Below are 26,081 nucleotides of genomic sequence, written 5' to 3'. Positions count from 1 at the left end.
CTTTATCCTTTCTCCTCATCCTGAATAGTAATTCGATAACGAACACCTTGGTGTTCCATTGATTCCACACTAATGTTATAGCGATCCCCAAAATAGAGAACAAAGCGCTCATGAACATTGACGATTCCAATGGACTGGCGTTTCCCACTATAATCCACCGTATGTTCAAAGGTTCTCTGAGCTAATTTGTCCTGGATCTCTGCTAGCTTATCAGCAGGCATTCCACGCCCATTATCGGTTACCAAGATTTCGACATATCCTTCTTTTTTCAAAGCCTTGATACTGATCACATTATCTGTACGTCGATGATCGACTCCGTGGGCAAAATAATTTTCCACCAAGGGTTGGAGGGTGAATTTTGGAATGCGCATTTCTTCCAATCCAGGGTCAATCTTAAATCCATAAGCAATGGATTTTGGATAACGCACCATACAGAGATAACTGTACTTCCGACAAAATTCCACTTCTTGCTTTAATGTTGTTTCTCGTTCGTCAGAGATGTTGTTACGCAGGAGACTACTGAATTCGTAGATAATATCCGCTAGTTCATTTTGGTTTTCCATGACCGCGTACATCCGTAGAAACTCCAGAGTATTATACATAAAATGTGGATTTATCTGAGCTTGTAGGGCGCGCATATTGGCATCTTTTTGGCTCAGCTCCAGCTGGTAAATATCGTGGATATTTCTCTCCAGTCGGTCCAACATGTCATTTGTCGTTTCAGCGATTAAAAGTAATTCCTGATCTTTCTTCTTAAGATCAATTCTTTTGCCTTGTTCCCCCTGCGCAATATCATGGATTGTCTCCACTAGGTCAACAACTTGTGCTTGATACTTGGAGAATGTCTTCTTCAAAGTCGCATATAAAATGACGATAAAGAGGGCACTCAGGGCAAGGATGATGCCTGAACTAGCCATACTGCCACTAAGTACATAATCTCTAGGCACAGCTACTTGAACCTGATAGCCATGAGACGTTACAGCAAGCAACCAATTTTCACGATCACTTTTTTCACCCAGATGAAACATATCCGTTTCAAAAGGAGAGGTAATGATCACAGCGATAGGAATGGTTCCTCTGGTATTGTCAATAGCCTTATAAAAAACATCAGAAATCACAGAAATGTAGATCACACCTAAAGGTAGATCTGATACTGGGTCCGATACTGGGATGGCAAAACTATTAGCTTCTGGCTTGAAACCTTCAGCAGGTAGTTTATAGCCACTACGATTGTCTCTTTTGGAGACATAAACTTCTGTCGAATCCTGTAAAACGATGGCTACGCCTGTTACAAAATCATTGCGCACATAGAGATCATCGATATTTTCATAAATGGATATCGAAATATAAGGCGACGCCTTACGCTCTAGTTGCCAATAAAAATAATCGGGGGTGCTGAGGCTAAAGTACTTATAAATCCCTTCGATGCGTGCCTGATTTTCTACTAAATCTTGAGCTAAACGAGCTGACTCACGATAATAATATTCAACCTCACTCACTGTCCGTGTTAAAACCCGCTGGGAAACATGCTCCGCTTCTTTTTCGCGATTATCCCAGTTTACATAGGAAATCAAAAGGGCAAAACTGGCAATGATAACAATCATCACCCAGCTATAGGTTCGAAGGAGCGAATGAAGCCAAAACTGTTTCATTCTATTTGGACGCCAATTTTTCATGAATGTTTTCATAAACGGGCTCCAATAAATCACTAATAAAGAAATGCCACATTCCAATTCCCACAAAAATGATGAGAGCCGGCATGTAGAAGGCAATGATGGCTAACAAGATACTTCCAAGAAGAATCTTAGCCATGGCTGACAGACTCATAAAAATTCCGATGAAAGCAAGCTTTAGAGTATTTTTGTAGGATAATTCAAAGTAAACCTGCAATTTTAAAGATACCGTATAGGCCAAAAATACCAAAACCACCAGAAAGATATTTAGAAAAGTTGCTGCCAAGTGGATAATGGTCTGATGCGGCAATTGAACCATCAGATATAAACCATAAATCAAGAGCAAATCAAGTCCCAAAAAAGTATAAAAGCTCAGATTGCTTTTGATAAAATTGCTCTTAAATAAAGTCCATGCTTCCTTGAAACGATAAGCACGGTAAGAATAGCCGTGTTCTGCAAATAAACTCATGAGAGTCGCACTAGCTGGCGCTATACCAAAAACCACACCTCCCGCTAGTGTCAATAACCAAAAATAAGCCGTTGCAATCATCCCCAAAAAGAAACGATGAAAGACTAGCTCAATAAAATTTCCCACGGTTTGCCTCCAAAAAAATAATCTAGAACTATTATAACATATTTCAAGCGCTCTCAAAAAAGAAGAGGAAAGAAAAGGTAGTAAGTCCGAAGTAAGCATCCATCCTTGTCAAAGAGGTATACAAATGAATAAGTATATAGTTGTTTAATAAAGGTATTTGTACTATAATAAATATATAAATACCGATTGATGATCAAAAAGCAAACTTTTCCCCCAGGGCAGATGTACATCTTTGCAGATTAAATAATTACTATTCAAATCAATTATTGGCTTTATAAAATAACGAAAGGAGTACCAGTCATGACTATTTCTATTTTAAGAACTACTTTGTTTTGTATTGCGCTTGTATTGAGTCTTTTCTCTGATAAATTGTTCAAACAACATGCAAAAGTCGGAAAAATAATTTGCACTATAATCTTATTAATTGCGGCATTGTCATTTCTGTTCTAAGTTATTTTAGGAATACAGGAATTAGTTCGTCCTGTATTCTTTTTTTCTGCCAAAATGTACATTGATCAAATAAATGACAAGTTGATAAAATTGATATGTAATTTCAAAACAAGATAAAAACGCTCTAGTCATATTGTCTAGAGCATTTCTCTATATATCCGAACATCTAATTTATTTCACAAAGAATGTAGTTTTTCGGTTAATTTTTATTGCAATACATCGAAATTTTAAAATTCAAGAATCGCGTTAAATCAAGTTTTTTAAACATCTAATAATATGCTTTTCTTTTATCAAGCAATATGTGAGGCCCACTGATGAAATTACTGACATAAGGATTCTCCTTTTAATTTTTTTCTATTTTTGTTTATCATATATTTAAATGTTTGTCTATCAGTCACACATTCGTAATACACATTTATACAAAAAAGCTTTTTGCTACGGAAGTCTTTAATAATAGCAGTTTACATTTATGATTATTTTCCATTTAATACTATTTTACTGTATGTACCAATTTCAAATATATTTTTCATGCATTGTACCCTTTATTTATCACATCCTTAACTGTCTATAAAAATCAGCATTCATTTCTAACAATTCTTTAAAAGGGACTATTTTTCTAGCTGCACCTGATGGAGTGTACTCCATTGACCAAATAAAAGGATAGGTCAAAACAACTTCATTTGATTCAAGCGATAAATCTAATGTGAACAAATCTGGTACTATCAGTTCTTGATAAAATGTGTCTAACTGATTTGTCGTCACCCAAAATAAAAAGTCCTTATAATCTATCTCCAAATCCTCCCATTCTAATGTATCGGGAGCGAAATATTCTATTGCATTAAATTTTTCAATATTTATTGCAAATAGACCACCCAAGATATCATAAGCTATCAAACAACGACTCGAGTTATAACATTTTGAAAACAATTCATTACAGTAGCTGAATCCATTCTCTGAATCATTCCCCAAGATTTTTAAATAACCATTCACAGTTACATAAGAAAAATGTTCTAAGATAAACTTCAGTTCTTGTGGTCTTTCTATACTATCCGTTAGTTTTTTGTTAAATTCAAGGAATTTAATATCATTAGAACTTTTATCAAATTCTGCAATAATCTTTTTCGTAGTTAACATTTTATTCGTCTACCCTATCCCATTCAATTTTACACTCTTGCTTCATTTTTATTTATATGCACAACATTAAAGAAGTTCAATCGCAGATACTTCATTATCTAAATCAACAAATTCAAACTTCTCAGGATATTGCAGATAATCAATACATTTTTTAATAACATGAAAAAACTCAGAGAAACAATGTTAAAATCATCAAAACATTTGATTTCTCTGAGATAAAATTTACTGATTGTACTCGAAACCTAGATCGTTCTTATCTACGATACTGTTTCAAGAAACGAGTCATCTTTTCTTGAATTTGGGCTAACTCATCTACGCGTGGTAGATAAACAATACGGAAGTGATCTGGTTCTTTCCAGTTAAAGCCTCGTCCATGAACCAAAAGTACTTTTTCTTGCTTCAAGAAATCAAGAACAAACTGTTCATCATCATCGATACGATACATATTGCGGTCAATTTTAGGGAAGATATAGAGGCCAGCTTTAGGTTTAACTGCAGACAAACCTGGAATATCTTGAATGGCATTATAAATAAAGTTTCTTTGTTCATAGATACGACCACCTGGCAAGAGCAATTCATCCACTGACTGGTGACCACCTAGTGAAGTTTGAACCACCTGCTGAGCCAAGACATTAGAACAAAGGCGCATGTTTGAAAGCATGTTGAGGCCTTCAATATATCCCTTTACATGATGTTTAGGTCCAGACAAGACCATCCAACCCACACGGAAACCAGCGATACGGTGAGATTTAGACAGACCATTCATGCTGACACAGAAAAGATCTGGAGCCAAACTTGCTACTGGTGTGTGGACATTACCATCCATAACCATACGGTCGTAGATTTCATCCGCAAAGATAATTAAGTCATTTTGACGAGCAATCTCAATAATATCTAACAAGAGTTCCTTAGGATAGAGGGCTCCAGTTGGGTTATTTGGATTGATCAAAACGATAGCCTTAGTATTTGAACTAATCTTAGACTTGATATCATCTAAGTCAGGATACCATTCAGCTTCTTCATCACAGACGTAGTGAACGGCATTTCCTCCAGCCAGGCTGACTGCAGCAGTCCAAAGAGGATAGTCAGGCATAGGGACCAAGACCTCATCACCATTGTCCAAGAGACCTTGCATGGACATGACAATCAACTCACTCACACCATTGCCAAGGTAGATATCATCGATGCCTACATTAGGGAATTTTTTCAATTGGCAATATTGCATAATTGCTTTACGGGCTGAAAAGATACCTTTTGAGTCCGAATAACCTTCACTATCACGCGCATTCATAATCAAATCATGGATGACCTCATCTGGTGCTGTAAAGCCAAACTCAGCTGGGTTTCCTGTATTCAAGCGAAGGATTTTTTCTCCATTTGCTCGCATACGCATGGCTTCCTCAAGAACTGGTCCACGAATATCATAAGCCACATGCTCCAATTTGATTGATTTGTTAAATTCTTTCATTTGAGTTCCTCAATTCATCAGGATAGTTAATATTATACCACTTGATAGAAAAATCGTAAATCGCCTAGTACTATTCCACAAAAAAACCTTGCTTAACGCAAGGTGAACAGAGCAAGGTCGATTTCTTTCTATTTTTGGGAGAAGAAAGAGAAAAATATGCACCTCTAGTAAGATATACGTCTAAATCTAAAGTCTCGCATATAAACTTCGAATCGAAAACGAAGGCATCGTTATGGGTGATAGTTGCATGAACTCATGAATTTCTTCCTGTGTCCAGCAAAACGCAAAGAAAAAATAAGTCGACTCAACAAACAACATAGACGATGTCTGGGCTAATTCGAGTCTGTTTGTAAAGAATTTTACCATATCACTGACTTCTTTCCCCTGCCCTGTCACTTAATATTATACACTAAAACTTTTGCATTTTCAAATAAGTACATATAAAAAGAACTCTTTTTAAAGTGCCACCTAAATATTTAATTGAATATGATTCTACTTTGGCAACAAAAAAGAGAGAACCATGTGATTCTCTCAGTTTTTACTTCTACAAATATCTAGAACGAAATTTAATTTCGCCAGATTATTTCGCAATTTCAGCCAACATTTTTTCAATATGTTGGATTGATTTTTCGCGACCAAGCAAGTAGATGGTTTCTGGTAGTTCTGGCCCATGCATCTCCCCTGAAACAGCGATACGGATTGGCATGAAGAGGTTCTTCCCTTTGATACCTGTTTCTTTTTGAACTGCTTTGATTTGTGGGAAGATGTTTTCCACCACAAACTCGTCGTCTGACATAGACTCAAGTTTTGCTTTGAAGGCTTCAAGTACAGTCGGAACCGTTTCACCAGCCATGACTTCTCGCTCAGCTTCTGTCAATTCTGGGAAGTCTGAGAAGAAAAGGTCTGTCAATGGAACGATTTCGTCCACTGACTTCATTTGTGGTTTGTAGAGTTCCACCAATTTTTTAGCCTTGTCTGTCAAACGCCCTGCTTCTTCAAGGAATGGTTTTGCCATTTCAAAAATAGTCTCGAGGTCTGCATTCTTGATATAGTCATTGCTCATCCAGTCCATTTTCTTCTGATCGAAGGCCGCTGGAGACTTGCTGAGACGGTTTTCATCAAAGAGTTTAATGAGTTCCTCGCGAGAAAAGATTTCGTCTTCTCCACCAGGGTTCCAACCAAGAAGAGAGATGAAATTAAAGACTGCTTCTGGAAGGTAACCTTTCTTGCGGTAATCTTCGATAAATTGAAGGGTATTAGTGTCACGTTTAGATAACTTCTTACCAGTTTCAGAGTTGATGATTAAGGTCATGTGACCGAATTCTGGTGCTTCCCATCCAAGCGCTTCATAGACCATGAGCTGTTTTGGTGTATTGGCAATGTGGTCATCTCCACGGATAACGTGAGAAATTTGCATATCGTGGTCATCAATGACAACGGCAAAGTTGTAAGTTGGGTAACCATCTTTCTTCTGGATGACCCAGTCACCGCCGATATTGCCGCCTTCAAATTCGATATCACCTTTGACCATATCGTGCCACTTGTAGATACCAGACTCATTCACTGCCAAACGAACCGTCGGGATGATGCCCGCTGCTTCACGTTCTGCAACGTAAGCTGCTTTTTCTTCTTCGCTCATACCAAGGTATTCGTTGATGTAACGAGGTGTTTCACCTGCTGCTTCTTGACGTTCACGTTCTGCTGCCAATTCTTCTTCTGTAACGTAAGATTTGTAGGCTTTTCCTTCAGCTAAGAGTTGGTCGATATATTTTTGGTAGAGTTCCAAACGCTCAGACTGGCGGTAGTTTTCATGCGTCTCTGGACTTTCATCCCAGTCCATGCCTAACCAACGAAGGTTTTCAAGCTGTGAACGCTCTCCGTCTTCGACATGACGTTTGCGGTCAGTATCTTCGATACGGATGATAAAAGTTCCACCATGGTGGCGTGCATACAAGTAGTTAAACAATGCTGTACGGGCATTACCAATGTGTAATAGTCCTGTTGGACTTGGTGCGTAACGCACACGAATATCTTTTGACATATCTTCTCCTATAAAGTCTCTAGGCGTCTGCCTTTTCGCTCTCTATATTATATCACAAGTCTCGCCAGAGTCCAATTTCTCTTTTCGAGAAAAAGCAAAAAGAGTGGTAAAACCACTCTTTTTAGTCAATTATAGACGAGCGTTGAGTTCTTTGCTCAATTCTTCAAATCCTGGTTTACCAAGAAGGGCAAACATGTTACGTTTGTAAGCTTCAACACCTGGTTGGTCAAATGGGTTGATAGCGTTCAAGTAACCTGAAAGGGCGATAGCCAATTCGAAGAAGTAGATTGTGTAACCAAGAGTGAAGGCATCTTGCTCAGGAAGAGTCACGTACATGTTTGGTACGTCACCGTCAGTGTGGGCAAGAAGAACACCGTCAGTTGCTTTTTTGTTAACGAAGTCAACGTCTTTTCCTTGAAGGTAGCCAAGGCCGTCAAGGTCTTCTTCCAAAGTAGGGATGATCACGTTCTTACGTGGTTTGTCAACACGAACAACTGTTTCAAACATGATACGAGTTCCTTCTTGGATAAATTGACCCAATGAGTGTAGGTCTGTTGAGAAGTTAGCTGAAGTTGGGTAGATACCTTTTTGGTCTTTCCCTTCTGTTCAAGCACCCCTTGTGGATGCATTTGCTGGAAATTCCCTTGCACTGACTGGCTAGTTTGATTGACTTGCCAATCAACCACTGCGTCATCTATTTTTTCTAATTTAGACCCAGAAGCCTGGACTTTTTGTCCAGGCTCTGAATCAATTTTTTAGACTTTTATTTTTCTAAATTGCTTGATTTGAAATTTTATTATGGTTAAACAGTTTCAAAAATCTGAATGGTAGAATCTTTATCAATTACTACCGCTTGATCTGCTACAACATGGAGTGTACCAGGAAGGCTCCCCTCTTTTGAACCATCAAAAGAAATCGTGATATGTCCCAGTCCAGTTAAATTTTTTTCTACTACATTTCCTACGGAACTAATCGAATATTCCTGATTATCTACCACCAGCTTGCCACCTTCTAGTATTGAACCTAGCAGATTTTTATTATCAATCTTAAAACAATACTCTGATAAATCTTCCGGTGCTTCTTCTCCAAATAAAATGAGCATATTGGCATCTTGAATCATATTCTGAGCTTCAGACCCTACTTGAATTACTTTAGTTTCAAAAATTTTCTTCATCTGATTTCTATTCATACTTTCTCTAATTTGTCATAAACTTAGGCTTATAGATAAGTTTAACATAATATAGCTACTCTGTTTACATGCGTCTATCAAAGGTCTACTGATAAAGACCAATACTAGCTATCCAAGCAACTAGCACCCGCGGAACACCATTGAGAAAGCGTGAATAAAGTACCGAAGGGACACCAACCTCAACTGTTTCAGCCTTGGCTTCAGATAGGCCGAGTGCTACAGGAATGAAATCACAACCGTTTTGAGTGTTGATAGCAAATAAAGCTGGCAGAGCCATTTGGGGCGGAATAGTCCCTTTTCCGATTTCGACTCCAATTAAAGTTCCAATAATCTGACTAATAACAGCTCCGGGACCTAACAAAGGAGATAGGAATGGTAAGGAACAGATAAAGCCAATTAAAACGAGTCCCCAGATGTTCCCCGCTAGGGGAACCATTAATTTTGCCAGCCAATTTCCAACACCGGATCCTTGAATAACCCCAATCAGCAAGGAAACAAAGGCCATGAAAGGAATTATTGTATTGAGCATTGTTTGGATGGCTTCACGAGCAGCCTGGTTGAAAGTTGCAACGACCTTACCAGCCCCCATCCCAATTCGTGCTACAATACTTGTTTCAGCTTTTTGCTCTGTAATTTTTTTACTAGTATCGTAAGTTGGCTTTTCAGTTACCACAGTTGTCGCTTTTTCGTCTTCATTAGCAGCAGAAATTTGATTAAGGCCAACTGCTGACACATAGATTTCCTCGGTTATATATTGAGCTAGAGGCCCACTTTTCCCTGTAGCAACAATATTTATTGTAGGGATTCCCTTTTTAGGATAAATACCACAGCGAAGAGTACCGCCACAATCCACGATTGCTAAAGCAATTTCCTCATCTGGGATAGAAGTTTTAAACCCATTAACAGCTTCCATACCGGTCAAATCAGCAATTTTATCTACAATATCTGGCTTTTCTCCGCCGCCAGTAATATAGATGAATTTATGCTTAGCTTCACTAGGTGTAATGACCAAAGGTCCTCCGAAACCGCCATTTCCTTTAACAACTTTTATACTCTTATATGACATAATTTCACTCTTTCTATAAATCAAATGTTTTACTCAAGGTAACACCTTGCTGTTTTGCTACATAAGCAGTTGTAAAATCGGTTACCCAACCACCTACAAAGTTCATGACAAGCCCAACAAGCATGTAACGAATGGCTAAGTCCATTTGACTTAAACCTAAAGTTTGAATTCCTGTCGCAATTCCCATCCATACAAATAATTCCCCAGGATTGATATGTGGAAATACACCATTTGAAGTATGGCAAAACTGCATCTGAGCTGCTACAAAACTAGGTTTATAATATTCTGGTAAGAAACGTCCCATACTGATTGCCATCGGATTTCCCAGCATAAAAGCTGAAATGAAAGGTAAAATCATATACCGGCTAACAGGATTTTTGGCAGAAATCTTAGCCAAGGAATTGACCTTCTCTTCTCCCAAGAAAGCGATAAGGGTATTCATTGCAATCAATAGCATCAAGACAAGAGGTACAATATTTGTCATCCAGCTAATAAAGGTTTCTCCACCTAATTGGAAGAGTTTCATAAAACTCTCTGCAAATTCTGTAATGTAATTCATAAGGAACTCCTTTTCTTATTTTTTTTAAATAACTGTTTAATAGATAATTGTAAGTAATCCGCATAAAAGCCGAATCCCAGAAAAGAATCAGAAGAACTTGTCTCTTTCTCAATACCTGCCTCATGCCAAAGATAGACTTTTCTAGCATCTTCTATAGCTGATTGCATCAACTTATTTTCTTTTCTCACAAGAGGATTATACTTGTCAAAATAATGGATGTCTTCTCCAACATAATCGTCCATATTTTGAAAACGCGCTAAGATTGTGACTCCTTGCATTTTGCTAGCTTTAAGAACCCGACCGTTTTCATCAACCGCGAACATGACAATCGTACCGGATTTGATTCTTCCGGATTTTCTGCCAATCGCTACGCGCCCCAGTTTCCGGAGCATCGTATAGGTCTTATTGAAGTCTTTGAGTTGCTGCCAGCCGAGGAACATTTGAAATATATAAGCTGCCATGATAAATACAGCGAAAATTATTAGCGAATTCATTAAAATACTCCTTTGCTCTTAGAAAATGATAGAAATTCTGTCTCTGTTTCTACAGCCCTCAATGCTTCTTTTAGAGAAGGCTCTCCTGCAATTCGAAAAATGTCGTCATACAATTCCAGCAATTCACTTTCCATTTTTCTTTCAATTTCTGAGGGTATAGCGACTAGAAAGATAAATTCAATCCAATCATCTCCTTTTTGATAAGGCTCTTCTAGTTTTCCAAACATTAAAATAGTTTTTGCATAACCTTGGTTAATTGTATGGGGAAAAGCAATTCCTCCGCCAAAAACGGTTGATTGTTTTTTCTCCCTATCAATTATCCGATTTCTAAAACCTTCATCAATCATCTGAAGTTTCTCTAACTCTGCAACCATATTTAGCAAGTATTGATGATAGGTTTTTTGTGGACCTAATCGAACAAATCGTAAGCTGACTGTTTCTAGATTTCTTTGATGAAAAGCATTGGCTCTCTGCCATTCTTCCCGCAACCATTGATCATCAAAAAGATGATTAACTTGAATGACTGGAGATTTAGAATCTTTATATTTTAGAGGAACTGTCGTAAAAATCGCGAAATAGTCCTGATTCAAATCCACATTAAAATCCTCTTCAGAATACTGAGTAATGTCTACATCATTTCCAAGGATTCGTCTGAGTTGCTGAATAATCATCGCAGCAGTTCCTCTTCCTGTTGTGCAAACTACAGCTATCTGCTTGCGAGAACTATTTACAATAGAGTTTTGCTTTCTTAAAATCATTTCAAAATACAAAGCCAAATATCCGATTTCAGATAATTCCAATTCAGAACCAAAAATTGCAGATAGTTCTTCTCCAGCAATTTTCGCCATTTCAAAAGCAAAAGGATATTGAGTTTGAACCTCGCCATGAAATATATCATTAGCTTGCACATGGAAAATCAGTCGATTGATTAAGGGGCCTAGATGAGACTTGATTTCTTCAAATAATTCTTCATCATCAAAGTTAACCAACATTGTTTCTTTGACTTTCTTGACAATCCCTTGAAAAATGTTTGCAAGCTGTTCAGATTGATAAGACGGCTTGCTTAAAGTGTCAATAAAACGGACATTAAAAGGAAAACACAAAAAGTCTATTTCAAACTGACTGAGGGAAATCTTATAAGTCATCACAATATGATAGATTAATTTCTCAACCAAAGGGGTCTCTGTTAAATCATTCCTATAGTAAGGAATAGGACAACTCAACACCCTAGATGCATGAATACGCTCCACCATAATTGAAATGGTCTTTCGAAGGAGTTCCTTTGTTTCTTTCGGGATTTTATACTCCTGGAGTAGCGTCTCCAGAAAAGAAGATGTTGCCTCGGTGAGTGTCCTTCCTTCAAAGTAAGGGGCCACTTGGTGAATATAGAGCAAGCGCAAATTCAGCTCGTCCCCCAAGACCTCCAGCCCACGGTTGGGCTTTCCTGAAATAGTGATAGAGTAACTCTCTGCCAAAGATTTTACTTGTTTTAAATCCTTATTAAGGGTACTTCTACTAACACCTGCTTCCTCAGCCAAGTCGTCAATAAGAAGAGGGGAGTTTGACTTAATTAAACGTTTTAGTAAATAGGCAATTCTTTTACTGGAAGAATTGAAGTCACTCTCCTGTTTTAAACTACCAGATAAAATCCTTTCCAACTCTGTATAGTCATACACTTCTAACATTAACTTATCATCTTGTGAGATAATCTGGATATTAGGAGCCAAAACATCATTTAATTGTTGGATACTCTTTTGCAAGGTTTGCATACTAATATCCAGCTCTGAGCGCATATCTACCAAGGAATAAGTTGGCTGTGAGACCATTTTTTCTAAAATGTTATACCATCGATTTACTAAGGTCAACTCTCTTCCTCACCTTCATTTTTTTAACCGCGAGTTTTCCCTCCAGCAATATTTGTAGTGACTCCAGTTATATAGCTAGAACGATCTGAAATATAGAATGCTACAAGATCAGCTACTTCCCGTAGTTTACCACTTCGTCCCAAAGGAGTTGTTGAAGTTGAAGCATAACCAGCTCGAATATCTTCTACCGTCTTTCCACGGGTATAAGCAAGAGCTTCCTCATAAGAAAGAGTTCGAAGCCCCGTGGCTTCCATAATTCCTGGAGCAATTCCAACCACACGTACACCATGCTTACCCAGCTCTTTCGCCCATGAACGAGTGTAACTATAGACTGCTGCTTTTGTTGCAGCATAGGCACTTTGTCCTTCAGAACCTTCCAAACCTGCTTCTGAAGCCATGTTCACAATTACACCTTTTCTATTTTTCACTAAAATACGTCCTACTGCCTGACTAACCAAATACAAACCTTTTTGATTAATCATTGTTACTTTTTCAAACGTTTCATCGTCTAACTCGTAAGGACCTTTAGGATTTTCTGCATCAATTAATAATCTGGGAACATTAATCCCTGCATTATTGACTACCGCATCAATATTGCCAAATCTTTCAACTATTTTGGCAACACCCTCTTCTACTTCAGAGCGAGAAGTTACATCAACTTTTACAAATAATAGATTCGGGTGACGCAAATCGTTGTCGCTAAGATCAAAATTCGCTACATTGACTCCTAATTCCAGCAATTCTTCAACGATTGCCTTACCGATCCCAGATGACGCGCCAGTCACAAGAACTGTTTTGCCTTTTATGTTTAACCAATCATTCATTTTGATACCTCTCAAATTTTATTTACAAGGCAATTATACAGCGCTTTCATAAAAGAATTAAGACACTCTTTTTTACACTTTTAAAAAAAATAATAAACTAATTAAGAGGCTTGTACTAAAAATCCACAAGAAATGAACTTGTGGATCTTTTTATATTCTAAATGAACTCAAAGCATATGAGAATCAAAGGCGTGCATTCAACTCAGCACCCAGCTCTTCAAAGCCTGGTTTCCCAAGAAGAGCAAACATGTTTTTCTTATAAGCTTCAACTCCAGGCTGGTCAAATGGATTGATACCATTCAGGTAGCCAGAAAGAGCAATAGCCAACTCAAAGAAGTAAATAGTGTAGCCCAAAGTGAACTCATCTTGCTCAGGCAGTGTCACAAACATATTTGGAACTCCACCATCAGTGTGTGCTAACAGCACTCCATCTGTAGCTTTTTTATTGACAAAGTCAACATCTTTTCCTTGCAAGTAGCCAAGACCGTCCAAGTCTTCTGCCAATTCAGGAATCAGCACATTTTTGCGAGGTTTATCTACACGGATAACTGTTTCAAAGAGGATACGGGTACCTTCCTGGATAAATTGTCCCAGAGAGTGCAAGTCTGTTGAGAAGTTAGCTGAAGTTGGATAAATCCCTTTTTGGTCTTTCCCTTCTGACTCACCAGCCAGTTGCTTCCACCACTCAGAGAAGTATTGCAGAGATGGTTCATAGTTAGCTAGAACTTCTGTCAGATAACCTTTACGGTACAAGATATTGCGTACAACTGCATATTGATATGCTTCATTTTCAGCCAACTTATCAGAAGCATAAGCCTTGCGAGCAGCATTTGCTCCTTCCATTAACTTGCTGATATCAGCTCCTGCAGCTGCGATTGGCAAGAGCCCCACTGCTGTCAATACTGTAAAACGACCACCTACACTATCAGGCACTACAAAAGTATCCCAGCCATTAGCATCTGCTTCAACCTTAACTGCACCTTTAGCGCGGTCTGTAGTTGCGTAGATACGTTGGTTAGCTTCTTCTTGACCGTACTTCTTAACCAAGAGTTCTTTGAAGACACGGAAAGCAATAGCCGGTTCAGTTGTTGTACCTGATTTAGAAATCACGTTTACTGAGAAATCTTTGTCTGATACATAGTCTACCAAATCAGCCAAATAGCTTGAAGAGATAGAGTTTCCAGCATAGAGGATCTGAGGTGCCTTGCGTTCTTCCTTTCTTTGCAAGTTTACAAATGAATTATTCAAGAAATCAATAGCTGCACGAGCTCCTAAATAGGAACCACCAATACCGATTACGATCAATACCTCACTATCAGATTGGATTTTAGCAGCAGCCTTTTGAATACGAGCAAATTCATCTTTGTCATATTCTTCAGGTAAGTTCAACCAGCCAGTCATTTCTGCCCCAGGACCTGTACCATTTCGCAGAGCAGAATCTGCTGCAGTCACTTGAGGCTGCATATAATCTAGTTCATGTGGTGCAACAAATTTATCTAATACTTTTGAATAATCAAATTTAATATGTGACATAATATTCCTCCAAAATTTCTTCTCTTCTATCATAACCCTTACCTTAGATTTTTTCAAGTTTTTATACTGAATTTTTCCAAATTTTATCATAATTTAAACATTTGCGTAAAAAATGTTACAATATTAAAATTTGAACGAAATAAGACAAAAAAACGACTAGGTTTCCAGTCGTTATAATTCATTCAATAAATACTCAAATAATTCTAAGTTGCCATCTTCTTCATTGACCAAGAATTCTGGATGCCACTGGAGACCAATAATACGGTGCTCATCAATAGATTCGATTGCTTCAACAGTTTGATCACGTGGATCCACAGCCGTCACGCGGAAATTGGGTGCCAAGTCTTTAATACTCTGACGATGTACTGAGTTAACCTGACTTTCTTTACCAAATAATTTAGACACTACACTGCCATCCACTGTCTCAATAGAATGTGAAGTCCCAAAAGGTAGACCTTGCCAATGACCTTCAATATCCTGATTGAGTGTCCCACCAAAAGCAACGTTGACAAGCTGAACGCCACGGCAAATGGCTAAGATTGGTTTGTTCTGACGCAAGGCTTCTTGTAGAAGAGCTAGCTCAAACTCGTCGCGAGCTAGGTTATAGTCGTCGCTATCAATTGTTTTTTCCTCACCATAAAACTGAGGATGAACATTTTGTCCCCCAGTCAAGATGAGCTTATCAATCATTTCTACATAGTCATGGACAAGTGTCTCATCACCAACCGGAATGACCAAAGGAAGTCCGCCAACCTGACGAATACTTTCAGCAAATTTACAGGATACAGATGAGTGGATGTTTTTTCCTTCTGCGTCTACAGGACATAGGTTTGCCGCTACTCCAACAACTGTTCTTACCATTACTGACTTCCTTTCGTTCTCCATTGATAATCTTATCTTATCACCCTTACCCACTCCTGTCTAATATGTATTTTTTAAGTCCGTGATAAAATTTTTTTATCAGAAAAAGTTGCCCAAAATTAGGACAACTTTTTTGCTTATACTCAATGAAAATCAAAGAGCAAACTAGAAGCTAGCCGCAGGTTGCTCAAAACACAGTTTTGAGGTTGTGGATAGAACTGACGAAGTCAGCTCAAAATACTATTTTGAGGTTGCAGATGGACGCTGACGTGGTTTGAAGAGATTTTCGAAGAGTATTATTCAAAGACAAATTGATTATGGTACAGTTCGGAGTAAAAGCCTCCAAGCTTGAGTAATTCGTGATGATTTCCTTGTTCGATAACTTGACCATCCTTAAGAACGATAATCTGATCCGCATTGAGAATGGTTTTCAAGCGATGGGCAATCACAAAACTAGTTCTTCCTGCCACAATAGCTTCCATGGCATTTTGAATCTTGCTCTCTGTTACAGTATCCACGTTTGATGTTGCCTCATCCAAAATTAAGACCTGCGGATCTGTCATCAAGGTACGGGCGATGGAAATCAACTGCTTCTGACCGGTTGAGAATACGCTCTGATCATCATTAATTAAGGTATCGTACTTATCTGGTAGACTTTCGATATATTCATGGATATGCGTAGCCTTAGCTGCTGCTTCGACCATTTCCTGACTGGCATCTGGTACTCCAAATCGAATATTGTCACGAATAGTTCCGCTAAACAAAACAGAATCCTGTAGAACAATTCCTACCTTACTTCGCAAACTGTCTAAATCAAACTCGCGAATATCTGTTCCATCAAAGCTGATACCACCTGCATCCACATCATAAAAACGATTGATTAAGTTCATGATGGTTGTTTTCCCTGAACCTGTCGGACCAACTACCGCAATCATTTTCCCTTTTGGAGCTGAAATGCTGACATCCTTCAGAATTGGTTTTCCCGGGAGGTAGGAGAAGTCTACGTTCTGAATCTCCACACCCTCTCGCAATTCTGTGAAAACTGGAGCATCTTGAGGACGAATTTCTTCTTCTGCATCAAACATTTCTTGGATACGGTCTGCACCTGTAAAGGCCAGTTGCAAACTTCCCCAGCTCGCCGCTAATTGGATAATGGGCTGGTAATACTGCTGAGAAAACTGGGTAAACATGACAATCAAACCCAGAGCAGTTGCTGTCTCGATATTCTGATCATTCAGCAATACAGCTGAACCTACAAAAATAACGACTGCTGTATTGACCAAACTCATTCCGTTCATAACAGGAAAGAGAATTCCTGAAAACATTCTGCCCTTGAAAGTGGCTTTTCGAACCCGTTCATTTTGCTCAACAAAACCAGCAATCACATCTTCTTGGATACCTTGAACGATAACTGCTTTTTGTCCAGAGATACTCTCATCCATATAAGCATTGAGCTTCCCAACTTCCTTTTGTTGGAGGTTGGTGTATTTTCTTGCCAATTTCAAAATGATAATCAACATGATGACAGCTATCGGAGTGCTAGCAATCGTAATCAAAGCCAAGGTCACATTTTTTGCGAACATGACAATCAACAAACCAATATAAAGGGCAATATTGGTCATAACAGACACCAGACTTTCGTTGAAAGCCTGTAGGATGTTATCCAAATCACTGGTAAAACGTGACAGGATATCACCATCTTGATGGCGGTCAAAGAAGGAAACAGTCAAGCGAGAAAGCTTGCCAAAAAGTCCCTTACGCATCTCATTTGTCGATTCGGCAATAATACGGCTCATCAAAACCATATAGATAAGACTAGAAACCACTAAAACAATCAAAATATAGGCAAGATTAATTAGGAGTCCCAATAGACTTTGCCAAACCATATCTGGATTTCCATTTTGATAGGCTATAACCAAATTAGCCAGCTCTGTGACTGTTTGACCTGCAAATACTGGAAAGAGAGCTTGTGCAATCGTTGCAATGATAATCATAGCAATAACAACGACAAAGGATATCTTATAAACTTTAAAATAGTTCCAAAAGAATTCAAATGTCTTCATCCTACTCCTCCTTTCCTTTTTGCGTCTCGTAAATTTCACGATAAACTGGGTTTGTTGCAACCAAGTCAGCGTGTTTGCCTTGACCAATCAAGCGACCTTGGTCAAGCACTAAAATTTTATCAGCATGCACAACAGAGCTAATCTTTTGTGCGATGATAATCGTAGTCGTCCCCTTCAAATCCTTGTTGAGGGCTTCTTGAACCAAACGTTCCGATTTGGCATCAAGGGCAGAGGTTGAATCATCAAAAATCAAGATACGAGGATTGCTGACAATCCCACGCGCAATAGACATTCTTTGTTTTTGTCCACCAGAAAAGTTAGTCCCACGTTCCTCAACCGGACTTTCAAAGGCCAAGTCCATACGACTAATAAATTCACTGGCCTGGGCGATGCGAGCTGCGCGTTCCATTTCTGAAACTGTCGCATCTCCCTTACCTTGTCTTAGATTATCTGCGATGGTTCCACTAAAGAGAATGGCTTTTTGTAGGACGATAGAAACTGTCTTACGAAGCGTCCCTTCACTAACTGTCCGAATGTCCTTTCCACCAATCTTGATCGAACCTTGCTGAGGATCAAATAATCGTGGAATCAACTGAGCCAAGGTTGATTTCCCTGCACCAGTTGCTCCGACAACCCCAACCATTTCACCAGCTGCGATATCGAAGGATACATTTTTTAGGATAGGTTCTTCATCATTTGGATAGGTAAAGGTAACATTTTCAAAACTGAGACTTCCTTCTAATTCTTCATCTTCCACATCATTGAAAGTCATAGCTGGTTCTGTATCAAGGATTTCACGAATACGACGAAGGGAAATCATGGCACGAGTAACTGAGTTCCCCAAAAATCCAACCATGACGATGGTAAAGATAATCTGACTCAGGTAGTTTACAAAGGAAGCAATAGAACCAACTACTGACGGATCTGACTCTGCCATACCTGCTACAAGCCAGATTGAAAGAAAGACAGCCCCGTATGAAATCATCATCATTACAGGTTGAACGATAGAAAAGGCGTAGCCAATATAAAGGTTTTCACCCAGTAATTCATCGGATACCTGCGTAAACTTAGCAAACTGGTCTTTTTCTCGAACAAAAGACTTAACCACGCGCACACCACGTAAATTTTCTTTGGCAATGGCATTGATACGCTCCAATAAGGTCTGGAATTTTGCAAAGCGCGGTCCCATCATTCCCATCATAAGACCTGTCATGGCGACGATCAAAACGACCATAAGAACCAGCACCCACCACAGCGAAGGCAGAGTGACAACGGCTAATATAAAGGAACCAATAAATAAAATCGGTAGTCGAAAGAGGATTTGGAAGGTCATCATAACGACGTTTTGAATCTGGTTGATATCGTTAGTCATACGCACAACGAGGTTCCCTGCATTAAACTTCTCAATATTGGCGTATGAAAAAGTTTGAATCTTACGAAAGGCATCTTCACGTAAGTCAGACGAAACTCCTTGAGCAATGTAAGCTGCTAACACTACATTGATCCCACCTGCAACCAAACCAATCAAGGCAACAAGAATCAACCAAAAACCGATAGTATAAATAGCTTCATTATCACCCGTTAGCAGGGCCTCTAAAACCTCCTGCAAATAACGTGGTTGCAAGAGTGAACTCGTTACCATTAGACCTGTCATAACCAAGGAAGCCAGGGCCTGCCATTTATAGGCTTTTATTTTCTGAAACAGCATATTTCCCCCTTATAAGATAGACAAAAGGGGACGACAGTTCTGTCAGTCCCTTCTTATGCTTTCATGTTGATACTATTCTAACAAAAAAGAATGCTATTGTCAAAGTACTCAGCTCTCCGAAGCTTGTGCAAGCAAGACATTAGCATTCTATCAATCCTTTAAAAATTCTTCTAAATTTAGTGCTGAATGTTATTGTTCTGAACTATCTTGCTCGTCTAGCTTAACTCGTCCAATTTCACGGTAGCTACGGTCCCCAACAATCTGGACTGAGAACTGACCATCTTCGTACTCTAGAATCGTCACACTTCCGTTATCAAGACCATGTGGATGCATGCCGTTAATGAGGTAAACAATGGTACCAATAGTCATTCCATGGCTGACTACCAGGGCATTTCCTCCACCATTGGCTTCCATTTCCTTGGCAATGGCTTCAAAGCCTTCCCAGATACGACCACTTAGTTTTTCCCAGCCCTCAGCCCAGCCTGCTGTATCCACTTCTACCAAACCTTCAGCTAGCTCCGCATAGGACAAACGATGCACATGATCGACATTAAAAATACGAGGAATAATCCCCATAAAAAGATCTCCATCATAAGCACCATCAAAGCTACCAAAGCACCACTCACGGATTCGCTTATCCATACGATAAGGAATTTGTCCTGTCAAACCTAGTTCCTCAAGGATAATTCCCATAGTTTGGATGGTACGTCCTGAGTCACTCGAGTAAGAACGCTCAAACTTTAAGCCTGACTCACGCAAGCCAATTCCCAATTCATGAATACCTCGCTCACCTTCAGCTGTTAAAGGAGTATCACTCCAACCTTGAGCACGCCCAATCGTATTAAACATTGTTTTCCCATGACGCACTAGATACAATTTCACACTTGCCATTTTTGGTCCTCCATATGTATCTATTATAGCATGATTTCAGGTAAAAACCTCGTCCAAACTACTCTGTGCCGTTCTTTGAAGGTGCTAATTTTGAAGACCTAGCAGTCTCTTTTTTGACCCCTTCTTCTGTTTTCTCCTCACTTCCTTCTTTAGACTTTTTTTCTGTTTTCTTCGTCTTGTCGTCGGTCTTTTTCAAAGGTGGAAAACGAAATTCAAATTGATTTTTTTCTGTAGAAATAGTCGTTGTGAAGAATTTTTCGTCACTTCGATAAGTTGACTTCCCTACATTAAATGACTGTTCTCCACTTTCAGAATTAGCTCTTTCATAGGTTCTCTTAGCCATCGCATAAGCCACCAGTTTCTCTTTATTTAAGACATAATCCTGATGATGAGCTACTTGCCGGTTCAGATAAAACTGCAACAGAAGACTAAAAATACCTGACATTACAAGGGCATAAAGAAGAACGCCTGCTCTAACTTTTTTCTTTTTCAACACGATAGATGAACTCCCTCTCTAGTCCCTTTTCAAACTGAAAATTAAAATGAACATTTTGCCCGTTTTGGTAAATATGAGCTGATTTCAGACCGTAAACCATCGGCTGGTAGCCACGTCCACTGGCATCTGTTTTCCGAAAATCATCTGACTTTGATTTTCCCATGGAAATGGGGTTTCCATCCTGTTTGAGGTAAAGTCTATCATTCTCCACTTTTTCAAATTGGGCTCGATTCAGCTCTGCTTCCAGCTGATCCACAAATAAGAGCCATTCTTTTTGCTCACTTTTCTGCTGGTAGCGAACTTCTGAAACCAAGAGTTGGCTCATAGATTGAAAAAGAAGCAAACTCCCACTAATCACAATAAGAGCAACCAGGGATTCTAAAAGTGTAAAAGCTCTGACTCTACTTATCTTGAATCGCCAGTAATTTTTCAGTTCCATGATACACCTCCAAACCTCTCTCATTCGAGACAACACGAACTGTAAGTCTATTGACAGTCAACTGCTTTTGTCCAGTCTGCAAAGCCATACGAGCCACACGCAAAACTTCTTCCTGTTCTAAGAGTCTTGCTTCCTGTCGTCTACTTTCTTGAATCTGCCCTAACAAGAGGGTTGCAATACTGGCAAAAATAGCTAGTGAAATCACTGCCTCCAGTAAAATAACCGCCTTAATTTTTTGCTTCTTGAATACGTTTAATCTTCCCATTTCCTATATTTAGTCGGTAGCGAACCACTTCTTTCCTTGTTTGAAATCTGATGCTAACCAGATATGAACTCCCCCCTGCCTTATCAAAGGTGATTGACTGATTGGACTGAAGCTGAATCCCTTTAGGGATGGCCAATTTCTGATAGCCATTACTAATGCTTCTCTCTTCTAAAATCAAGTTCATCTTTTGCTGGCTAGCCAGACTTCGCTTCTGGGTTTCTCGGTAAAGTTCCTCAAACTCCATAAAGAAAATTTGTTCTTCCACCGCCGCAAAAGTGGATTGAACTGAACTTGACAAACCCAAGGCCAAAATGCTTACTATCCCTAAGACCAATAGACTTTCTACCATGGTAAAAGCCCTAATCCGCAACTGTTTGACTTGTCTTTTGTTTATCATGATACTCTTTGTAAGCTTTTGCTTGCTCAGCAGTGATACGTCCATCTGCCTGTAATTTGCTTAGACTAGCATCTTCATTTTTATCTAGAGTATAGAGTTCAGCTTGGCTTTCTACCACCTTGACGACTGCTGCTTTCCCCTTATCATTCACTGCATCCTTTTGCTTAGTTAGGTTTGGCACAAACAATAAGAGTAGAACGCTAATGATGAGCAACACCACCAACATTTCTACCAGTGTGAAAGCTTTTGCCTTGGCTTCTTTTAATTTCATCAACATTTTTTTCATCTAAAAATTTACCTCCATATTTTGATACATAGGCAACAACATGGCTGCGTACAATAAAACGATTAGCAGAGCTACAAAAATAAAGACCAGGGGTTGAACTAAGTTCATCGTACGATTAACTCGAGTAAAGAATGCCTCCCAAGTTTTCTCTGCATAGATTTCCAATTCGCTTCCCAACTTGGACTTGACCTCTCCATATTCAATGATTAATCCCAACTCTCTTCTAAAAAAAGGATAATTCTGCACAACCATAGAAAATTCATGCCCATTTTGCAAGGACAGGGATAAATCATGTCCGATTTCCTTAAAAAGAGGATTTCCTTGCTCCTGCATCATTTGAAAAATCTGTGATAGCTCCAGACCTTGACCAATCATATTGCCCCATTCCCGAGCATAATAGGCCGTCAGATAATATTGAATAAACACACCTAGAAAGGGGATTCTAGCTAGAAAAGAAAAGACTTGTATCTTCTTAGATTTCCTGTAGAAAATCAGCCCTGTTAAAGATACTAGAGCTAACGCTAGAACAAGCCCAAGAAAAATCTGTGGCAAGTTACTAATCACTAAGGTAGCTATATTACTACTATCTAGTTGAGGTAAGAGATAATTCCGCAAACCCAACATAATGAGCAGTAAGAAAGCTAACAAAATGACTGGATAGGTCGCAACTTCAATTAACTTCTTCTTCACCTTAGCAAGATTATCAAGATACTCTTCAATTTTCCCTAAACTCAAATGAAGATTTCCATGAACTTCAGCCAAGGAAAGTTGCGTGACAATAGCACTCGAAAAACCTAAAGTTCTCATCATTTCCGAGAAGGATTTCCCCTGCGAGAGTCCTAAGCGCATCTGAGATACATATTTCTTTTCCAACAAAAGACTTCTATCAAGAAAGGAAATGATTTCTACCAGATGAAAACCACTGGAAAATAAATTGTTAAAAAGAGTGATGATTTTCTTCTGCTTACTGGTAGCTAATTTTCTCCGTTTCAGCTTGAAGGGCAGTGATATGTCCTTCTTTAAGAAGCTGGTCAATTTGTCCATTCCACTTTTCTGCCTGGTGTTCTTGGTAATTTTTGTTTGCAAAATCAATAATTCCTCCTCCTGCGATTAGTCTTTGGTAACAAACACCTTGTAAAACTACTGCAAGTTCATCTTCACTGACACCAAGTTCTAAGAGGCGCTCATAAACCCCACGAACACTCTTGGCATGGATTGTCGAGAATACCGTGGCACCTGTCAGACTAGCTCGTACAACGGCACGGGCTGTTTCGCTATCTCGAATTTCTCCAATGATTAAAAGATCTGGACGATGTCGTAGGGAAAGTTTTATCAAGTTCTCATAGCTAAGTCCGATAGCTTCATTAAGCTGTAACTGTAGCATCTCTTCCTGCTTAATTTCTACTGGATCTTCAATAGACATGACCTGTTGTCCCTTAAACAATGACTTGGCTAATTCATGCATCAAAGTAGTTTTGCCACTTCCTACGGGGCCTGCAAAAAGATAAAGCCCGCGTTGCCTAAAACCCTTTTCCAGTTCCATAAGGTCCTGAAACCAGAAGCGCAACTCTTGTTCTTGATCATGCAAAAGCCGGATTACTAGACTCTCATGACCACGATAATCTCCCACCGTCGATAAACGTAATGAAGAAACCTTGTCTCCATGCTGATAATCACAGGAACCAAGCTGACTACGGCGTTTTTCTCCAACGTTCATCCCCGCAATAAACTTAAAATGACTAATGACAGCCCCCAACTTTTCAAAGTCATAGGTGTTAATCAAATGTCTCTCATCTCCAACTCGCATATGTAGCTCATAAATCTTTTCTTTAGGAACAAAATAGATGTCCTGAGCTCCCTGTTTTTTGGCCAGTGTAATCAATTCTTGTGCAAGTGTTTGTACCATATCTTCCTCCTCATTCTTATTATTCGAAGAAAATATAAAAAAGAAGAAACAACTTCATTAAAAAGTTGTTTCTTCTTTTTTTATGCGACAAGTACGGTGGATTTCTAAACCAGTCTGCTTTTCGTAACCAGGTCTAAATTTTTCATCAGGAATGACTTGACCATCTTCCAACAAAGCCAAGGAATGATATTGCTGAAGAAATTCATCGCATTCTTCACACCAGCGTTTATCTTCTGGATCCCAAAAAATAGTCATCAAGTCTCCTCTACTTTTGTAAAGGGGAATCTCCTTTTCTAACTCAAACCAACAAGACTTATAATATTTCAAAGCGTCATAATAGTTATCAAATTTTTTGCTCGCAATGACGTCGTCTTCCCAGCCTTCTATAAACCACCACGGTTCAAAATCTCCGTACATTTTTATAACTCGATACATAGTTTAACTTCCTTTGTACCGTATATTATAGCGAAATTTTGAGAACAATGAAAGAATTTTGCTCATTTTCACGAATTATATAACATTTTCAAAAAATCCAGCTATTCAAAAACGAATAACTGGATTTAAAAACAAGATTAACCTTCTGAAATATCGTTTTCAATGATCACTTTAATCGCATGATGATCGGCGGCCTTACTAAATACTTCATAGGCCTTTTCTATTTCACTAAGTTTGAAATAATGAGTTACCAATTTTTCAGGTTCAATTTTATGACTTTCTAAGGCTTTCAAAAGCTGAGGAGTTGTATTGGTAGAAACCAATCCAGTAGTAACATTAATGTTACGAATCCAAAGAGTGTCCAAATCAAACTGAACTGGCTTACCATGCACACCACAGTTGGCTACTGTTCCGTCTACACCGATAATCTTTTGACAGAGATCAAACGTTGCAGGAATTCCTACCGCCTCAATAGCGACATCTACACCTCGACCATCTGTCAAATCATAAATTTCTTGAATTGCCTTTTCAGGATCTGAAGAATTAATCTTATGAGTAGCACCGAAAGAAACTGCAGTATCCAAGCGGTTATCGTCTAGGTCCACCATAATCAATTTAGCTGGTGAATAGAATTGTGCCGTCAAAAGAGCTGCCAATCCGACTGGCCCTGAACCAACGATAGCTACACTACAACCAGGCTCAACTTTCCCTTTTAAGACACCAATTTCATAGCCAGTTGGCAAGATATCAGATAACATAACCAAAGCTTCATCAGACAAGTCAGCTGGAGTATGATAAAGAGTATTATCAGCATGGGGCACACGAAGATATTCTGCTTGCATACCGTCAATCAAATGTCCAAAAATCCATCCACCTTCGTCTTCACAGTGAGCATAGATTCCCTTTTTACAGTAGTAGCATTTACCACAGGCACAAACACAAGAAATCAAAACCTTATCGCCTTTTTTGAAGTTTGAAACTCCTGCTCCAACTTCCTCTACAATACCAATTCCTTCATGTCCTAAGATTGTTCCACTCTTACAAGCAGGAACATCCCCTTTAATAATATGAAGGTCTGTACCACAAATAGTAGTCTTAACGATACGCACAATAGCATCTGTTGGCTTGCGAATAACTGGTTTGTCAACATCAACAAATGACGCAAGGCCTGGTTTAACGTAAGTATAAGCTTTCATAAGCAATCCTCCGCTTTTTTATTTGTATTGTTTATATCATAATTGTAAGCCTTTTCAATATAAAAATCAAGTAATATGTGAAAGTGTTCACGAATTTATTAAAAAAAGTAGAAACTAAAGTGAACTGCACCCCAAAAGTTAGACATAAAAATCTAACTTTTGGGGTGTTTTTATTATGAAATTAACTTATGAAGATAAAGTTCAAATATATGAATTAAGAAAGAAAGGAGAGAGCTTTAGACAACTT

Annotated in this window: 25 protein-coding genes and 1 pseudogene; all 26 read right to left on the bottom strand. The window is 38.8% G+C overall.

Annotation, left to right across the window (positions count from 1 at the left end; genetic code table 11):
* Positions 1-2: 2 nt before the first annotated feature.
* The 26 genes and pseudogenes from QM917_RS05085 to QM917_RS04960 all read right to left on the bottom strand — a co-directional run bounded on the left by QM917_RS05085 (position 3) and on the right by QM917_RS04960 (position 25,834).
* A complete protein-coding gene (locus QM917_RS05085) occupies positions 3-1,676 on the bottom strand; it encodes a sensor histidine kinase (RefSeq protein WP_414285171.1) in 1,674 nt (557 codons plus the stop codon).
* Positions 1,654-2,268, bottom strand: coding sequence for a YesL family protein (locus QM917_RS05080; protein WP_414285144.1), 615 nt, complete (start codon positions 2,266-2,268; stop codon positions 1,654-1,656). Before QM917_RS05080 ends, QM917_RS05085 begins: the two co-directional genes overlap by 23 nt.
* 999 nt (positions 2,269-3,267) lie before the next feature.
* Positions 3,268-3,852 carry a DUF2625 family protein gene (locus QM917_RS05075; protein ID WP_311522988.1) on the bottom strand — a complete coding sequence of 195 codons (585 nt, stop codon included), beginning with the start codon at positions 3,850-3,852 and terminating at the stop codon, positions 3,268-3,270.
* Positions 3,853-4,105: 253 nt separating this feature from the next.
* Positions 4,106-5,320, bottom strand: a complete 1,215-nt coding sequence (locus QM917_RS05070) for a pyridoxal phosphate-dependent aminotransferase (protein ID WP_045762715.1) — start codon at positions 5,318-5,320, stop codon at positions 4,106-4,108.
* Positions 5,321-5,900: 580 nt separating this feature from the next.
* Positions 5,901-7,361 carry a glutamate--tRNA ligase gene (gene gltX / locus QM917_RS05065; protein WP_414285142.1) on the bottom strand — a complete coding sequence of 487 codons (1,461 nt, stop codon included), beginning with the start codon at positions 7,359-7,361 and terminating at the stop codon, positions 5,901-5,903.
* A gap of 129 nt (positions 7,362-7,490) precedes the next feature.
* Positions 7,491-7,967 (bottom strand): annotated as a pseudogene (gene pgi / locus QM917_RS05060) (glucose-6-phosphate isomerase); the annotation flags it as partial.
* 196 nt (positions 7,968-8,163) lie between these two features.
* On the bottom strand, positions 8,164-8,535 hold the full coding sequence (locus QM917_RS05055) for a PTS glucitol/sorbitol transporter subunit IIA (RefSeq protein ID WP_414285140.1): 372 nt from the start codon (positions 8,533-8,535) through the stop codon (positions 8,164-8,166).
* Positions 8,536-8,635: 100 nt separating this feature from the next.
* A complete protein-coding gene (locus QM917_RS05050) occupies positions 8,636-9,616 on the bottom strand; it encodes a PTS glucitol/sorbitol transporter subunit IIB (protein ID WP_000120696.1) in 981 nt (326 codons plus the stop codon).
* A 13-nt stretch (positions 9,617-9,629) separates the two neighbouring features.
* Complete coding sequence (locus QM917_RS05045) at positions 9,630-10,175, bottom strand: PTS glucitol/sorbitol transporter subunit IIC (RefSeq protein ID WP_001106813.1); 546 nt, start codon at positions 10,173-10,175, stop codon at positions 9,630-9,632.
* On the bottom strand, positions 10,172-10,669 hold the full coding sequence (locus QM917_RS05040; protein ID WP_001086644.1) for a transcriptional regulator GutM: 498 nt from the start codon (positions 10,667-10,669) through the stop codon (positions 10,172-10,174). Before QM917_RS05040 ends, QM917_RS05045 begins: the two co-directional genes overlap by 4 nt.
* Positions 10,669-12,495: a PTS sugar transporter subunit IIA gene (locus QM917_RS05035; protein ID WP_265531116.1), complete on the bottom strand. Its 1,827-nt coding sequence runs from the start codon at positions 12,493-12,495 to the stop codon at positions 10,669-10,671. Before QM917_RS05035 ends, QM917_RS05040 begins: the two co-directional genes overlap by 1 nt.
* A 62-nt stretch (positions 12,496-12,557) precedes the next feature.
* Entirely contained in the window at positions 12,558-13,358 is an 801-nt protein-coding gene (locus QM917_RS05030) for an SDR family oxidoreductase (protein ID WP_001000838.1), read from the bottom strand.
* A gap of 183 nt (positions 13,359-13,541) precedes the next feature.
* Positions 13,542-14,891 (bottom strand): glucose-6-phosphate isomerase, encoded by a 1,350-nt coding sequence (locus QM917_RS05025; RefSeq protein ID WP_000018239.1) that lies wholly within the window; start codon positions 14,889-14,891, stop codon positions 13,542-13,544.
* A 171-nt stretch (positions 14,892-15,062) separates the two neighbouring features.
* Positions 15,063-15,752 (bottom strand): gamma-glutamyl-gamma-aminobutyrate hydrolase family protein, encoded by a 690-nt coding sequence (locus QM917_RS05020; protein ID WP_049529724.1) that lies wholly within the window; start codon positions 15,750-15,752, stop codon positions 15,063-15,065.
* Positions 15,753-16,048: 296 nt separating this feature from the next.
* Complete coding sequence (locus QM917_RS05015) at positions 16,049-17,815, bottom strand: ABC transporter ATP-binding protein (protein WP_414285138.1); 1,767 nt, start codon at positions 17,813-17,815, stop codon at positions 16,049-16,051.
* A gap of 1 nt (position 17,816) precedes the next feature.
* Complete coding sequence (locus tag QM917_RS05010; protein ID WP_414285136.1) at positions 17,817-19,523, bottom strand: ABC transporter ATP-binding protein; 1,707 nt, start codon at positions 19,521-19,523, stop codon at positions 17,817-17,819.
* A 189-nt stretch (positions 19,524-19,712) separates the two neighbouring features.
* Complete coding sequence (locus tag QM917_RS05005; RefSeq protein WP_281335757.1) at positions 19,713-20,414, bottom strand: histidine phosphatase family protein; 702 nt, start codon at positions 20,412-20,414, stop codon at positions 19,713-19,715.
* A 58-nt stretch (positions 20,415-20,472) separates the two neighbouring features.
* Positions 20,473-20,910, bottom strand: coding sequence for a competence type IV pilus minor pilin ComGG (comGG, locus tag QM917_RS05000; RefSeq protein ID WP_281335756.1), 438 nt, complete (start codon positions 20,908-20,910; stop codon positions 20,473-20,475).
* Complete coding sequence (gene comGF / locus QM917_RS04995; protein ID WP_281335755.1) at positions 20,888-21,349, bottom strand: competence type IV pilus minor pilin ComGF; 462 nt, start codon at positions 21,347-21,349, stop codon at positions 20,888-20,890. The genes comGG and comGF overlap by 23 nt, the downstream gene beginning before the upstream one ends.
* Complete coding sequence (comGE, locus tag QM917_RS04990; RefSeq protein WP_414285134.1) at positions 21,312-21,614, bottom strand: competence type IV pilus minor pilin ComGE; 303 nt, start codon at positions 21,612-21,614, stop codon at positions 21,312-21,314. Before comGE ends, comGF begins: the two co-directional genes overlap by 38 nt.
* Positions 21,577-22,011, bottom strand: coding sequence for a competence type IV pilus minor pilin ComGD (gene comGD / locus QM917_RS04985; protein WP_414276514.1), 435 nt, complete (start codon positions 22,009-22,011; stop codon positions 21,577-21,579). Before comGD ends, comGE begins: the two co-directional genes overlap by 38 nt.
* Complete coding sequence (comGC, locus tag QM917_RS04980; protein WP_414276515.1) at positions 21,974-22,297, bottom strand: competence type IV pilus major pilin ComGC; 324 nt, start codon at positions 22,295-22,297, stop codon at positions 21,974-21,976. The genes comGD and comGC overlap by 38 nt, the downstream gene beginning before the upstream one ends.
* Positions 22,298-23,341 carry a competence type IV pilus assembly protein ComGB gene (gene comGB / locus QM917_RS04975; RefSeq protein WP_248036009.1) on the bottom strand — a complete coding sequence of 348 codons (1,044 nt, stop codon included), beginning with the start codon at positions 23,339-23,341 and terminating at the stop codon, positions 22,298-22,300.
* A complete protein-coding gene (gene comGA / locus QM917_RS04970; protein ID WP_248036010.1) occupies positions 23,262-24,203 on the bottom strand; it encodes a competence type IV pilus ATPase ComGA in 942 nt (313 codons plus the stop codon). The genes comGB and comGA overlap by 80 nt, the downstream gene beginning before the upstream one ends.
* A gap of 57 nt (positions 24,204-24,260) precedes the next feature.
* Positions 24,261-24,638, bottom strand: coding sequence for a DUF1033 family protein (locus QM917_RS04965; protein ID WP_007555701.1), 378 nt, complete (start codon positions 24,636-24,638; stop codon positions 24,261-24,263).
* A 137-nt stretch (positions 24,639-24,775) separates the two neighbouring features.
* Positions 24,776-25,834 (bottom strand): zinc-dependent alcohol dehydrogenase family protein, encoded by a 1,059-nt coding sequence (locus QM917_RS04960; RefSeq protein ID WP_000649456.1) that lies wholly within the window; start codon positions 25,832-25,834, stop codon positions 24,776-24,778.
* Between the last annotated feature and the right edge of the window lie 247 nt (positions 25,835-26,081).

Origin of the sequence: Streptococcus infantis (assembly GCF_047460685.1) — a bacterium.
Lineage (GTDB): Bacteria > Bacillota > Bacilli > Lactobacillales > Streptococcaceae > Streptococcus > Streptococcus infantis_AD.
The sequence above is the reverse complement of the archived record's forward strand: the minus strand, read 5'-3'. Positions and strand labels throughout refer to the sequence as shown.

Coding starts and splice junctions, on each gene's coding strand:
- QM917_RS05030 (WP_001000838.1), bottom strand. CDS start 13,358: ATGAATGATTGGTTAAACATAAAAGGCAAAACAGTTCTTGTGACTGGC.
- QM917_RS05070 (WP_045762715.1), bottom strand. CDS start 5,320: ATGAAAGAATTTAACAAATCAATCAAATTGGAGCATGTGGCTTATGAT.
- comGD (WP_414276514.1), bottom strand. CDS start 22,011: ATGATAAACAAAAGACAAGTCAAACAGTTGCGGATTAGGGCTTTTACC.
- QM917_RS05020 (WP_049529724.1), bottom strand. CDS start 15,752: ATGGTAAGAACAGTTGTTGGAGTAGCGGCAAACCTATGTCCTGTAGAC.
- comGC (WP_414276515.1), bottom strand. CDS start 22,297: ATGAAAAAAATGTTGATGAAATTAAAAGAAGCCAAGGCAAAAGCTTTC.
- QM917_RS05035 (WP_265531116.1), bottom strand. CDS start 12,495: ATGGTCTCACAGCCAACTTATTCCTTGGTAGATATGCGCTCAGAGCTG.
- QM917_RS05040 (WP_001086644.1), bottom strand. CDS start 10,669: ATGAATTCGCTAATAATTTTCGCTGTATTTATCATGGCAGCTTATATA.
- QM917_RS04965 (WP_007555701.1), bottom strand. CDS start 24,638: ATGTATCGAGTTATAAAAATGTACGGAGATTTTGAACCGTGGTGGTTT.
- gltX (WP_414285142.1), bottom strand. CDS start 7,361: ATGTCAAAAGATATTCGTGTGCGTTACGCACCAAGTCCAACAGGACTA.
- QM917_RS05005 (WP_281335757.1), bottom strand. CDS start 20,414: ATGGCAAGTGTGAAATTGTATCTAGTGCGTCATGGGAAAACAATGTTT.
- comGE (WP_414285134.1), bottom strand. CDS start 21,614: ATGGGAAGATTAAACGTATTCAAGAAGCAAAAAATTAAGGCGGTTATT.
- QM917_RS05055 (WP_414285140.1), bottom strand. CDS start 8,535: ATGAAGAAAATTTTTGAAACTAAAGTAATTCAAGTAGGGTCTGAAGCT.
- comGB (WP_248036009.1), bottom strand. CDS start 23,341: ATGGACAAATTGACCAGCTTCTTAAAGAAGGACATATCACTGCCCTTC.
- QM917_RS04960 (WP_000649456.1), bottom strand. CDS start 25,834: ATGAAAGCTTATACTTACGTTAAACCAGGCCTTGCGTCATTTGTTGAT.
- comGF (WP_281335755.1), bottom strand. CDS start 21,349: ATGGAACTGAAAAATTACTGGCGATTCAAGATAAGTAGAGTCAGAGCT.
- QM917_RS05085 (WP_414285171.1), bottom strand. CDS start 1,676: ATGAAAAATTGGCGTCCAAATAGAATGAAACAGTTTTGGCTTCATTCG.
- comGA (WP_248036010.1), bottom strand. CDS start 24,203: ATGGTACAAACACTTGCACAAGAATTGATTACACTGGCCAAAAAACAG.
- QM917_RS05015 (WP_414285138.1), bottom strand. CDS start 17,815: ATGAAGACATTTGAATTCTTTTGGAACTATTTTAAAGTTTATAAGATA.
- QM917_RS05050 (WP_000120696.1), bottom strand. CDS start 9,616: ATGTCATATAAGAGTATAAAAGTTGTTAAAGGAAATGGCGGTTTCGGA.
- QM917_RS05025 (WP_000018239.1), bottom strand. CDS start 14,891: ATGTCACATATTAAATTTGATTATTCAAAAGTATTAGATAAATTTGTT.
- QM917_RS05075 (WP_311522988.1), bottom strand. CDS start 3,852: ATGTTAACTACGAAAAAGATTATTGCAGAATTTGATAAAAGTTCTAAT.
- QM917_RS05010 (WP_414285136.1), bottom strand. CDS start 19,523: ATGCTGTTTCAGAAAATAAAAGCCTATAAATGGCAGGCCCTGGCTTCC.
- QM917_RS05045 (WP_001106813.1), bottom strand. CDS start 10,175: ATGAATTACATTACAGAATTTGCAGAGAGTTTTATGAAACTCTTCCAA.